We start from the raw sequence: 13,035 nt of genomic DNA, 5'->3' as shown, positions 1-13,035 counted from the left end.
TCATAGCTCACATGCTCATTATGAACGTTTGAATCAGAAGGATGTGGTTACTTTGCAACGCCTAGCGCATAGCTATTCACTAAAGGTTGATCTTCATCTAGTTCTTGGATAATTTGAAATCTGTACAAATTTTAACCTCAGATAAGAATTACTTTATTAATTTTCTTATACTGGAAAAATCACTATTTTCAATATCAATTCGATTATCATCAACACACTCCGACCAATCATAATAGTCAACGAAAGCGATGACATTCCAATTATTCAGGAGATCATCCAAATCCTCCGCTATTTTTGTACCATGAATGTTTGGACCACCATCCATAACATCATGTTCTAAGAAGACAATTGAATGGTTATTCTTAATATCAACACAAAAAGCGTCACCATTAGGGAATCGAATAATTGGAATCCAATTCGGCCAATCTGCAACAAGTACTTGCAATCCTTCGTTTGTTTCAATCTCTGAATTATTAACGCTTAAGTCGCTTACCATAGAAAGCATATCTTCATATAAATCAATGATTTCGATGGGAGACAACAGATGAAAGTAACCTCTTGTGCATTTTTCCCCAAAAATTTCGGGTGGAGCAAACCATTTTAATAAGAGTCCACTTGCTTCACTGAGAAATATGTTTTTCAATGCCTCAGGAAGCTCAACTTTTAGATGCGACTCCAAATTACCCAGGTAGTTTCATCAACTACTGGATTTTCACTGAAAGTTATGGTAATCCCTAAATTAGCTAATTTCTCTTTAAGATCATTAATGTTCTTTAATAACATATCTATCCCTACTTTCCATATGGATGTATTTTATTTCCTCATAATCCGTAGTCATCCATCATTTTCCCAGCTTGTTGATATACCTCAGCAGCTGTAGCATTCGGATTATTTCAATCCACTTTTTCCAGGTTTCGTTCCACTTTCCTTGCCCATAAATAAATTTTAAATGGTGGCTATCCTTACCGTGTGAAAGTGTTACAGTAAAATCATTTCTTGAATGATGGTTTCTTGTTTTTGACTTATTTAAATGAAAATCTGTTTACATAGTTATCAACATATTCACGAAGTAATTTATTTTCGCACCTTAAAACCCTACTACGATTGTCATTCTTGCCCCATCAATCTAATGGTACCCATATATTGTAAGGAAAACTGCCCATTAGCTTAATGAAAAATGGAGCATCTGCCAACCGACAAACTGCTCCATGATTTCAACTATCGTTTTCCGTTAGAAAAAATAGATTTTTAAAAATAATAATTAATGTTTAATGCTCTGCTATCATATTTTTGTCCAAGTTCTAACCTGTTAATTTGGTTTCTTATATTTAGAAGAGAGCACGAACTGCAAGGAAGGCAATCAATTAGCCAAGTATCTATATTAATTTCCTCAAGCTGAGAGTCTATAGATAACGCATGTTCAGCTATTTCGTTAAGCAATTGGGCATTAATTATATGGGACTTGATTTCATAACATGCATCTCCATGGTACACCCAATTTTCAGCATTTGAATTATACTCATACCCACATTCAGTACACTTCATATCATCCTCCGAATCTATCATATTCCTAAGTTAAAGCCGATATTACACTATCATATCCAGTTAGTTGAATATAGGAAACCGTTTATAAGTCCATAAGTATTCTTTTCTCTATCGCCAACGAAGCTCTCCTTCGTACATATTCGTGCTTGTCTTGTAAAAACATTCTTAAAAGCTCATCTAAATTATTATCTGGATCAGCAATTTCTCCAAGGGCGTAGGCTACCTGCCATCGTGCTTCATAATCTTCATTCATCAAGGCTATATGGGCTAGGCATTTTAATGCTCTTGGATGTTCAATTAGTGTCTGTATTATATTTTCACACTCATTATCTCTTGCCAAAATGTAGAGTATTAACTCATAAACTTCAGCATCCCATTCATCAATACGATCATGTTTTAAGACTCCATATACGGCACTGTAAATCTTATCCCAGTGAAGATAATCAGTTTCCCATTCTCCGTATGTAACAGATGCTCCATCTGCCCATTTCTTAAAGGATATTATTTCATTTTCAAGATTCAGAATTGCATTATTCATCGACAACCACCTGTATCCTACGATATGTTCTTTACTTTATTGTATCAGATACCATTTTGTTGTTGTACTATACTGCCGGTTAGCTTAATAATAGGGTGTCTTATCTTCTTTATTTGCAGCCATTGATGAGACCATATCGGGAATGTAACAATGTTCTTGTCATCTGGCGGGAATGTTATCAAGTTCTTGGCATTGTGTTTTGACAAGAACTTGATAACATAAATAAAAAAACCGCATAATCAGCGGCTTCTAATGTTACCATGTTTTTGTCACCCGACATCTGCCAATTGCAAGGGCTTGGGACTGAAGAGGCTTTTGGAGTTTCTCATAGATTATGTAAGCTCTATTAGTATAAGATAATCTTTTTTTTACCTATTGCTGATTCAAAGATGACTTCTTCTTCATTCAGCCAGTTAGCATGGTCAATTCCTAATGCTTGTCTAGCATTTAAATGGTCATTATAAATGATAAATCCCATGTCATCATAAATGTGTTTTTTCATTAAAATAGAATAAGATTTTTGATAGAATTCATACCAATAATGACTTTCTCCTAATGTTGCTTGGCGGTATTTTATAATTAGGGTTTCCGTACCTTTAGGAGAGACCACTTCGGTATAATGCCAATCCATAATTACAAAACCAAAATGATTTGCTATTAACCAAAAAAATAAAAGAACAGCCGGTAGCCATATTATTTTTTTTCTAGTTATAAAAAATATTAAAATTACAAATATTATATTAATTAAGATAGGAGTATTCCATCCAGAGGTATCAAATATAAAATGATAGTCATTAAAACTTAGTAACATTAATATTGTGTCCGATATGAACGCAAACAGAAGCAAAAATAATAAGAGTTTTAAGCGTAAACTTATAGTATTAAAATCATTTTTCATAATTTTTAAAAACACCTCTCAATATTTTTGAAATATGTATTTCTAAAGAAATCAATAAATATTCTTTTAAATCCTCCATGACTATGACTCCGTAATCACCCACACTTCGCTTATTTAAGCAAACTGGATTTGAAAGAATTTATTTTCCCCTACTTTACTTCTCTAATAAACCTGATACTTAAAAAATCCAATTATACGCTTACTTTAAATAACGGAAAAAACTAAGGAGTAGTTACACACTAATTCATATAAACTGCCCGTTAGCATAATGAAAAGACGTCAAATTATCTTTATTTGACGCCGTCGATGAAATCATAACGGGAATGTATCAATGTTCTTGTCATCCGTCGGGAATGTTATCAAGTTCTTGTCATTGTGTTTTGACAAGAACTTGATAACATAAATATAAAAAGCCGCTTAATTGGTCATACCCCTGTCAAGTAGACAGAACAAAAAAGACGCCTTTACGCAGCAACCGTTTCCCGGTATTCCATCGGGGAACGGTTGTTTAATTTTTTCTGAAATCGATCTCGGTTATAAAACAAAATATACTCACTTACCTGTTGTTCAACCTCCGCTTTGCTTGCTGCTTCATTCAAATAAATTTTCTCGGTCTTTAAATGAGAAAAGAAGGATTCTATGCAGGCATTGTCTAGGCAATTCCCACGCCTTGAATGACTTCCCAGCATGCCGAGTTGCTTAAGTTTACGGTTAAATGGTTTTGAAGTGTACTGAAATCCTTGGTCGGAGTGCAGAATAACACCACTGAGATCCGTATCCTGGCTCAGCATATCGAGTGTTTCGTGAACTAAAGCAAGGTCATTTCGCTCCGAAAGATGCCAAGCTACAATTTCATTGTTAAACAGATCTTGGATAGCAGAAAGGTAGACAAACTGGTCTCCAGCGCGAATATAGGTAATGTCAGTAACTAGCTTAGTTCGTGGTGAATCAGCTTGAAACTTACGCTTTAGGCGATTGGGATTCACGACAGAAACTTGACTACCAAAGAACCGACGCTTCTTTCGAATGACGGAACAGATTCCTAATTTTTTCATCAGCCGGTATACTTTTTTATGGTTGACCAGAAGGCCTTCTCTGCGTAAGGCTACCGTCATTCGAATATAGCCGAAGTAAGGATGAACTCGGTGGATAGCCATTAGATGTGATTCCAGTTCTTTTTCCTTCTGTTTACGCTCATTTGCGGTCTGCCTAGCTTTTCTCCACTTGTAATAACCCGACCGGGAAACCTCAGCTAACTTCAAAAGCCATATAAGCGAATGGCGTACTCGCAAATCCTCTATGATCTCAAATCTGGCTGTTTTGCTCGTCACTCCTTGTGTAGATTTGGATACTGCTTTTTTAAATATTCAATCTCCGCTCGCAGGTAAGCCATTTCTTCCTCAACGCTAGCGAACTTCGTTTTAGGACGTCCACGTCTTGAAGTGGTGGGTTCCAAAATCCCTTCAGTTCTATATTTTGCCGCCCAGCTTTGTACCTGAGATTTATTTCGAATATCTAAACGTTTTGCCACTTCACGAATGCTCATATGTTCTTCGTTCACCAACCGAACTGCCTCCATTTTTAACTCCAAGGAGTAGTTCCGGAAGGTTTGCCCCTTTTTGGCCATAAAAAAATCCCCTCCGTTCAACAAGATTAAGTCCATCTTACCAGATGTCTTTTTTCTCTTGTCTACTAAAAGGGGATAATACCAAATCAGCGGCTTCTATTGTTACTATGTTTTTGTCACCAGACAATGGTTGTATAGTGTGACGTTTAAAGGATTACAAACATTCATTTGTTTTTTCACTTGTTTTATCCTATCGTAAGGAAGTTTTTCGTACTAAAGGCTAGATAAGTTTATTGCTTGAATAACTGCTCGGGCTAAATTATTACTAACCATTGCATCTTCGACATTTAAATGTATGTCTATTTCATCACTACCAAGATAACCATACCGCGGATGTTTATTCATTGGGCTTATAGAAAAGCCGTCTGGATTCAATAAAATTGATACACATTTTTTATCTTTTGTTGCCTTTTTCCATCCTTTAATACATAAATGTTGCTCTAATGAAGTTAACTTAGGTATCTCGTCAAGCAGTTCAACATTGCAATGACTAAGAGATTCATAAATCGCTTCTTGTAACTCTTCTTTAGAAGATGTAGTACATAATTCAATAACGTATCCTTTTTGAATACTTGAAAAAACTTCTTTCAAAGTTTGGTTTGAACAAATGTATAGTTTCTGACAGATAGACGTGACCGCCCCATGTTATGTTACGTTCACTGTTTGAATAATTTGTTAAGCTATCGTTTCCCGTTAGTTCAATGAATGACTAACATGAACTTTAAAAAACCTCTCTGCCCCGTCCCACTCCAATAATCTTTAAATTTCCTCATTTCAAAACGATCGCTACGCTCCGTCTATATACTACATGAGAGATCAGTTTGAAATTAATACATGAAAAAAGCACCCTTTTTTAGGATGCTTTAATGTTAACTTTATTTAAAACCCAACAAATATGTAACGTGATAATACATATACCCGAATACTAAAGATGCTACAATTTTGTATATAATTTGATTATTCGAGTTTTTTAAACTATTTATAAAACACCACATAAATACAACACCAATTAAGAAGTATACAATATTCAATTGATCTCCTCCATAGTTATAGTTATAGATTACTGGACAATATAATCAGAATGAGTGAAATTAAAACGGCAAGTTCTTCAATGCCCTCTCCTATAGATTAAAGTTTTTTGCAAGGGTATGGAGCTGAGCTTAACCAGTTGAGAACCCTGCAGATCCCTTCGGATCGTCAGTTGATTTCAATGGTCAGGGAGCTTGTGAAATTCGTCCCCGGCTTCAGGGTGATTATACCCTCTTTAGCTTGAAGTTCACCTTCGAAGACGTCCATATCCGCTACTCCTTGCCAAGGCTCGATGCATATGAACGGAGCGTTCAAAGGCTGCCAAATGCCGAGGTCGGGAAAACCCTTATAAGTGACAACTACGCTTTTGGCGGAGTGCTTGCTTCTAAGCGAAATCTGCCGAGAGTTCACATTTCGGAAAATTAATGCGCCTTCGGCGAACATTTCATGGGATAACGGCAGGATGGTCTCTTGTTTCAGAACGGGTTCCGATTTGCCGCTGATCAGCAGGCCGTCCGAATTTAAGAACAACCTTTCAAGGTTTTCCGATTCAGCGAACTCCAGATAGTAATCGCGCAGGCTACCGTTGTCATCAAGCGGACAATTGAACGCCGGGTGGGTTCCGAGCTGGAAGAAGATATCCTGTTCATCGCTATTTTCCACCCGGTAACTAAGTTCCAGTGTGCTTGCATTCAGTTTATATGTAATATATAGGTTGAATTTAAAAGGATAACTGGCCAGGGTTTTCTCATCATAAGAGAGCCGGTAAACCGCGTGGGTGTCGCTTTCTTGGACCAGCGTAAATTCGCTGCGTCTGGCGAATCCGTGATTGCCGATCTTATAGGCTTTGCCGTCCACCTTAATCTCTCCGTTCCGAGCCGCACCAATAATGGGAAACAGCACCGGAGAACGACCTGTCCAATACGTGGCGTCACCGCTCCAGATGTATTCAGCTTCCGGATCCAGCTTTCTGAAGCTGATCAGTTCCGCCCCAAGGGTATTAATCTCAGCTTCCGCCGAGTTGCTGCGCAAAATTTTATTCATTGTTGTACTCCCCTTTTATACTTATAGTCCAGATACCCATATTATATCAAAGTTCTTGAGGGAGTTGAGAAAACGACAGCCAATTCATCAGCTGCCGTTTCTTCGTGCTTATTGAGCTATCTTGTCTGTAATATCCGTTTACCCTGTGAACAGAGTGAATAATGATCGCAGTAAATGTTTTATCCCAACACTAATTCAAAACGAGCGAAAATATCTTCTTCATACCACATCGTGAAATTAGTTCCCCATGTTGTGTTCAATAGAGTAAACGTAAATTTATTGTTGTCTTGATGGTATTTGTTGTTATAACTTAGATTATTATTTGTTCCGATTCCCAAAAGAGGGGCATCAATAGGTTTTATATTGATTTTTTTATCGCTACCATCGTAAATTAACTCTTCAATCATGTGTTGCAACTTATTTCCGTGACCTACCACTTCAAAAGGTGAAATAACGGTATCTATTTTACGAATCTTAGTTAAGTACGGCGAATTCAAACGTGGTGTAATGTCAAAAGAATAAATTTCTGGATAACGAATTGCATCTTTATCCTTTAATAAAAGTGCAATTTCAACTTTATCTCCAAATTGATATTTAATCTTTACAACTCTTGGAGCACCATACTCCTCCACAGCTCTTTGGCTATACTTTAAAGTTACAATAATCGAATCATTTTCCTTAACTAATTTCACAACATGTGGTGTGAAATGTTCATTCAATTGAATGCGTTTTTGAATCTCCATTCCTGGCTTTAAGAAGTCAATTGCCCACCAATTATGTTGTAATTCACGCAAATAGTTGTAACGTAGGTTATCATAGTCATTTTGTCCAGCAATTGTATAGCTCAGAACCCCGAGTTTGTTGTCCTGATCAAAGTAAAGTGTTCCATCCTTTTCTAAGTGGTTAATTGAACCATCGCTAGCAAACATAACTTGATACCCGTTTACCGAAATCAATTCTTCCAAACCACATTCAATACCTTGGTTTTCAAACATATGATATGGAACTTCGATAAGTTTTTTAATGTTATTTTGATCTTCAGGCTCCAAACAAGCTATTGCACGATCAACGTTCTTGCGTTGTTCTTTCCATGAAGACTCATAAAATTTGTACGAACGATCAGTCCACTCATTATATGTGAATTGCATTTCGCCAACAGTTGCATCTTTAACAATTCCATATGCGTATGTTAAATCAAGATCGGTAATTTGGTCTAAACTACGCGCTCTTTGGAAGTCTTTCTTTTCATAATTCATATAGTCACTGAAATAGCGTTTGATATCCATTCCCCAAGTATGCTCTGGAACTAACATCGCATAGAAATTAGCATCATCATTTTCTATTTTGTTATCAGACATGTAATTCGTTAAAATCCGATAGTCACGAATGATTTTCGGATCAGACATCATCCCATGAATCCATGTGTCCCCAATTTCCTCTGTAATAACTGGCAGTTGGTCACGTACTTCCCAAATTTCATTTGCAAACTGATCCATTGAAGTCATTTCAAGCTCATAGTCTGGATACTCATTCGCCATTTTTGACAAAAAGCCGTTGATTTTCTCTTTTGTTCCTGGCCCACTATTATCATGAGTATGCATAAACGCCAGCTTGTTATCCATGCAATCAATTCCGATTATGCCACCATAGTCGTCTGAATAAGAGACAATGATCTCACTTTCGCCGTTCTTCCACAGAAATGTATCTGGAACTTCTGGAATTGAGCTCGAGCCATTCACACCAATGTGTAAGAATTTAATTCCTTGACGATATAACTCATCAACAATCCCGATTGTATGTCCTGGGACATCTGTCATCTTTGCGCTTGTTGTTGTGTATCCATAACGAGCATCTAACTTCTTTGAGATTGAAGTCATGTAATGTAAAGTTTGAGGCGTCATAGTTTCAGATTCAAACGTACACGGGATTGCGTGCCAGCGAATGTAACCTTTCTTTATGGCGTCGTCTAGCTTTTTACAAGCTTCTTCATCCATGTTCTTGAAGTAATATTCAATAATAAAGCTACCTGTTGTCCAGACAAAGTCTTTGCCCTCTTTTCTTAAGTCTTCAGCTAAAGTGATTGCGTTTTGAATGTAATCATGGCAATACTTGTGCAAGACATTTTCTGCTAAATCAGTAAAACCAATATCAAAATGAGTTTTGTTTACCACATAGATTTTTTTCATTTCTATAATCACGCCTCTCTTAGTTAATACGTCTTGAAATACTTGCTTTCAGGCTTTTGCTCCACTATTGTGAGGTATTCGAAGTAATAATAAGTCATTCCATACGTCTAGTATTTATCTTATACGGACACATCTTTATAAAATCCTGACATTTTAATGTGTCTACCACCTGTTTCATACGATAAAATCTGATAAAACCAAATCAAACGCGAAAAGTCATTAATACACTAATTGAATTGTTTAATAAACTGCCCGTTAGCATAAAGAAAAAGCAACCGATCGTATTGATCGGCTGCCATCTTATAGATATATAACTATCGTTCTCCGTTAGCTTAGCGAGTCTCTTAAAAGCAATCTTACAAAAAGGGCACATTCATTCATTATAAATTTAAGGTCTGATACTTCCGTACACTTCTTAACAAGCAATGGTTTCGTCCAATTCATATCCTTAATCACCATAATGGTATAGTTTGTCCTATACCAACCTAAGTCGATTACCAAGTCTATTGGCAAGTTCAGATAACGAACTTGAAATATGTCTTCCTCCTTTAAACAAGAAGCATCATTTGTTACATCATAAAAAATCTCTCCTGGTGAAAAGTCGATATTTTCAAACAAATAATTACCTCCTATAAGTATGTCACTGTAAGTTGTTTCCTTATCGAATTAAACTATCGTGTCCCGTTAGTTTAATAATGAACTGAATATTAAAGCCAACTAAAGATACTATTGAACCTGACTAGCTAAGTCTATTAGGTCGGACACATCTAATTTATAACTACCTAACTCATCAAGATTACCGTTGATATAATAAACAAATCGAGCCAAAAATCCATTTTCACTCTCCCACCAAATTGATTGGCTGGTCTCATCCTCTTCGTAATATGCTTGTTTCCCATTTTTAAGTTCAAAAGGTTCTTTACCTTGCTCAGATACTTTCTCTGGTTTATCAATAACCTTACTCAAGATATACCTTATTTCTTGCTTGGTCTGCTTGTTTTTATAATGAAAAACATATTGTTGAAGTACATCTGGATTATCAATTGCTATTTCCGTGCGAACTTCATTTACTTCAAATGGATATCTAAACGGTTCATTGAAATCATAGAGCATTGATTTACTTTTTTCATCGGTTGGATTGCTGCTACTACATCCACTTATTAAAAAAATCAATACTATAAAAGTAAAAGAAATATTCTTCATTGCTTCACCACCTCTTATTACATTAACGAAAAAGAGAACAATTAGTTGCGCTAACCACCTGCCTGATAGTTTAATGAATTACGGTCGAAAATCGATTATATAAATGCCTAATCGGTAATCGGACTATGTTCTTGTCCTTTACGGCAATCTGTACAGGTTCTAATCTTCGGCTCGGGATAAGAACTTGTACCGTTTTAAAACAAAAAAGCCGCTAATAGCGACTTTTAAAGGGACCATGTTCTTGTCCCCCGATATGATTTTAATCCATTTATATCAAAAACTAGGCTTTCGTATGTGATGTGTCACATTATATTCATTTTCTCTAACTTTGATCTAGAACATCAAAATATTTCCTAGCTCTTTCTGCGATATTTTCGTCTAAGACTCGAATCATAAAATTTGTATAAGGATCACAATCAGAATTATGCCACTTTTCAAAATATTGATTTCCACCAATCGAGACCTTAACTTCATTACAACGCGCTTGGTTTACTTCCTTCTTAAATTTAAATGCTGCATTTTTTATATCCGTTACTGATACATCTCTTTCTATACTTAATAAGACATTTCTGACCAATAATGCCCATTCATCCGTAATGTCAGTATTCATATCGAAATCAATCGAAATGAAATAAATACGATCTTTTAATACATCTGGGTAATATTCTTGGAACTGCTCCGATTCAAAATACGCTGAGACACAAATACTTTCTTTATTTATTTCGAACTCGTAACTGTGATGGTCATCTTTCGAATTGCAAAATCGGCTATCAGATAAATCTTTATCAGGGTAAATTTTTTTTAATTCTGCTTCATATTTCGATACACTGTAGAGCGAACTTTCGAATATAGCTTTATCATTCTTCTCGAAATCTTGAATGATTCTATGATCCCCTATATTATTGGATATTACTTGGCATCCCCTTATTGTTATTAGAACTAGAACCAAGAATAAAAAAATCAATATATTTCTTGCGAAACTGCTTTTTGATTTAGTCATTTTATGAGCCTTCTTTCTAGATGGTTGTATAGAAATTCGTTGCAACATTAGAAATAGAATGATTTTAGGATTTCTTTTATTGTTGTCTTTACTGATGTAATGGTGCCCCTTAATATATCGGCAGATTCAATAAAAACTTAGATATTATATTCATAAATATGGACCTCTCTTTTTTATTGCAAATAAAAAAAGAGCAGATTCCTATTAAAAGGATGATCTGCTCTCTGCAAGCAACTTGTAAACCTTAAGAAGAACGGCTATATTCGCTCATCTTGTCTCCTCAATTAATTAAGTAATAAGCTCCGTATCTCTGTAACATCAGGCACAATAGCAATTGGAATATGATTTGTAATTTGAGGGAGTCCCTTGGGGTTTACCCAGATAGAGTCTATCCCAGCTTCCATTGGACCAACTACATCATGAGTCCAAGAATCACCAATAAAGAGCGTCTCATCGGGCTTTTTCCCAAACAGTTCTAATGCAATTGTATAAATTCGTGGATCTGGTTTGCGATAGCCTAACTGTTCTGCGTGAAATATGGTTTCATCACGGAACACTTCTGCCAATCCCATTTGCTGAATTTTTAAACGAGGGTCGTATAATCCATTGGTGACAATTCCTACTTCATAGTACTGTTTCAAATCCTTGAGTAAATCGAGAATTGTTTCGTTTGCGCGGACGTAATCCATACTTGTCTTGATGAATAGCATATCAATTTCATCAATGAGTATTGCATCAGATCTGACATTGAAATAGGACAAAGCATGGCTCCATCGAGCTTTCTTGAATGCCTCTGGAGAAAGCTCGCGTTTTTTAAATGACTCCAAAATTATTTTCGGAGGATGTAACATTTGCTCTAAGAACACAGATGCGTCAAGTGTACTAGTTATAGAATGCATTTCAAGAGTTTTAATGAGTCCAATGTTGAACCATGAGGAGGTATCTAAGATCGTATCGTCCAAGTCAAATAATAGTAAACTATATTTTCTCAAATCGTGTCACCCAATGAAAGAGGTGAATGCCCCTCCACAGTTTCTTTAAAAACTAATTGTTCAAGAGATGTCGGGTAAATTGATTGTATTAGTTCAAGTACTGCCTTTGCATAGTCCTGTATTTCTTTCTGAGCATCATGTTCTAATCGTTGCACTAAGAAATGAGCAACCGATTGAACTGATGCGGTCCAATACCAACGTACATACATTCCATATGAAGGTAAGAACAAGCGCGCTTGTTCAGCGCAAATTCCATCTGCCAATGCCCGCTCATATTTTTCCATCCCTAATTCGATATATGACAATAATTCTTGTGTATGTTTTTCACCAAGTTCCCAAGAGATGATGTCTCCACTGCCCTGTTTGGAATTCTCAGGCCTAGATCTCCATTCATCCGCTTTTGGTGTATAAAAAGCTGGTTCTTCGGTTATGTATCGACGACTAGATTCGTTCCAAGCATCTAAACTATCGCCGGTACCTTCGTAATGAGCTGAACCCACTACATACTTCCACCACTGCCTAGCGACCATTAATGGTGCATAAACCTCAAATTGTGCTATAGCATGCCGAAATGGTGAAGTATGGCCTTCCCGAGCAAGAAACTTAATGAGTTTAATATCTCGTTCACTTAGCTCTGATGACTCCATGGCATAAGAGACTCGAGCAGCATTTACGACAGTTAAATCGGTGCCCATGTGATCCACTAGTCGTACATAACCTTCATCGAGAACTTTAATAAAAGACATTATTTTCTCCCCTTTTTTACTGTTAACCATTTTCTCCTTAGGTACTGCTAATTCCTGCAGCGGCTTCTAATTCTACTTTAAGTTATGATTCTGAGTTACTCCAAACTCTAAAGGGGACCAGGTGAAGCAGTGTAGATACATTGTTGTAAGATGTTGTCGCATTCCAGTTTAGCTTTCTCATAGTGTTTACTGATGAGTATTACATCAGATGGTTCAATAGCTGTTTC

At 36.3% G+C, this 13,035-nt stretch carries 12 protein-coding genes; all 12 read right to left on the bottom strand.

Annotated elements, in window-relative coordinates; translation table 11 throughout:
• Positions 1-148: 148 nt before the first annotated feature.
• The gene (locus ACFQV5_RS02605; RefSeq protein WP_379243348.1) at positions 149-679 is read right to left on the bottom strand and encodes an SMI1/KNR4 family protein; all 531 of its coding nucleotides are present in this window, start codon (positions 677-679) and stop codon (positions 149-151) included.
• Between the two features lie 948 nt (positions 680-1,627).
• The gene (locus ACFQV5_RS02600) at positions 1,628-2,083 is read right to left on the bottom strand and encodes a HEAT repeat domain-containing protein (protein WP_379243346.1); all 456 of its coding nucleotides are present in this window, start codon (positions 2,081-2,083) and stop codon (positions 1,628-1,630) included.
• A 346-nt stretch (positions 2,084-2,429) separates the two neighbouring features.
• The gene (locus ACFQV5_RS02595; RefSeq protein WP_379243344.1) at positions 2,430-2,981 is read right to left on the bottom strand and encodes a hypothetical protein; all 552 of its coding nucleotides are present in this window, start codon (positions 2,979-2,981) and stop codon (positions 2,430-2,432) included.
• Between the two features lie 464 nt (positions 2,982-3,445).
• Positions 3,446-4,608 (bottom strand): IS3 family transposase gene (locus tag ACFQV5_RS02590; RefSeq protein WP_379243342.1). Its coding sequence is split into 2 segments (ribosomal slippage): positions 3,446-4,344 and positions 4,344-4,608, totalling 1,164 coding nucleotides; the frame shifts between segments, so codons are not numbered across the junction.
• 213 nt (positions 4,609-4,821) lie between these two features.
• Positions 4,822-5,199, bottom strand: coding sequence for a hypothetical protein (locus ACFQV5_RS02585; RefSeq protein WP_379243340.1), 378 nt, complete (start codon positions 5,197-5,199; stop codon positions 4,822-4,824).
• Between the two features lie 606 nt (positions 5,200-5,805).
• The gene (locus ACFQV5_RS02580; RefSeq protein WP_379243338.1) at positions 5,806-6,681 is read right to left on the bottom strand and encodes an aldose 1-epimerase family protein; all 876 of its coding nucleotides are present in this window, start codon (positions 6,679-6,681) and stop codon (positions 5,806-5,808) included.
• Between the two features lie 179 nt (positions 6,682-6,860).
• Positions 6,861-8,879, bottom strand: coding sequence for a DUF5054 domain-containing protein (locus tag ACFQV5_RS02575; protein WP_379243337.1), 2,019 nt, complete (start codon positions 8,877-8,879; stop codon positions 6,861-6,863).
• A gap of 315 nt (positions 8,880-9,194) precedes the next feature.
• Entirely contained in the window at positions 9,195-9,485 is a 291-nt protein-coding gene (locus ACFQV5_RS02570) for a hypothetical protein (RefSeq protein ID WP_379243336.1), read from the bottom strand.
• 108 nt (positions 9,486-9,593) lie between these two features.
• Complete coding sequence (locus ACFQV5_RS02565) at positions 9,594-10,070, bottom strand: hypothetical protein (RefSeq protein WP_379243334.1); 477 nt, start codon at positions 10,068-10,070, stop codon at positions 9,594-9,596.
• 322 nt (positions 10,071-10,392) lie between these two features.
• Positions 10,393-11,070 carry a hypothetical protein gene (locus tag ACFQV5_RS02560; RefSeq protein WP_379243332.1) on the bottom strand — a complete coding sequence of 226 codons (678 nt, stop codon included), beginning with the start codon at positions 11,068-11,070 and terminating at the stop codon, positions 10,393-10,395.
• A gap of 284 nt (positions 11,071-11,354) precedes the next feature.
• Positions 11,355-12,062: an HAD family hydrolase gene (locus tag ACFQV5_RS02555; RefSeq protein ID WP_379243330.1), complete on the bottom strand. Its 708-nt coding sequence runs from the start codon at positions 12,060-12,062 to the stop codon at positions 11,355-11,357.
• Positions 12,059-12,838: an FAD-dependent thymidylate synthase gene (gene thyX / locus ACFQV5_RS02550; RefSeq protein WP_483874789.1), complete on the bottom strand. Its 780-nt coding sequence runs from the start codon at positions 12,836-12,838 to the stop codon at positions 12,059-12,061. The genes ACFQV5_RS02555 and thyX overlap by 4 nt, the downstream gene beginning before the upstream one ends.
• Between the last annotated feature and the right edge of the window lie 197 nt (positions 12,839-13,035).

The organism is Paenibacillus sp. GCM10028914, assembly GCF_042666275.1.
Lineage (GTDB): Bacteria > Bacillota > Bacilli > Paenibacillales > Paenibacillaceae > Paenibacillus_AQ.
The sequence above is the reverse complement of the archived record's forward strand: the minus strand, read 5'-3'. Positions and strand labels throughout refer to the sequence as shown.

Coding starts and splice junctions, on each gene's coding strand:
- ACFQV5_RS02600 (WP_379243346.1), bottom strand. CDS start 2,083: ATGAATAATGCAATTCTGAATCTTGAAAATGAAATAATATCCTTTAAG.
- ACFQV5_RS02595 (WP_379243344.1), bottom strand. CDS start 2,981: ATGAAAAATGATTTTAATACTATAAGTTTACGCTTAAAACTCTTATTA.
- ACFQV5_RS02580 (WP_379243338.1), bottom strand. CDS start 6,681: ATGAATAAAATTTTGCGCAGCAACTCGGCGGAAGCTGAGATTAATACC.
- ACFQV5_RS02565 (WP_379243334.1), bottom strand. CDS start 10,070: ATGAAGAATATTTCTTTTACTTTTATAGTATTGATTTTTTTAATAAGT.
- ACFQV5_RS02560 (WP_379243332.1), bottom strand. CDS start 11,070: ATGACTAAATCAAAAAGCAGTTTCGCAAGAAATATATTGATTTTTTTA.
- thyX (WP_483874789.1), bottom strand. CDS start 12,838: ATGGTTAACAGTAAAAAAGGGGAGAAAATAATGTCTTTTATTAAAGTT.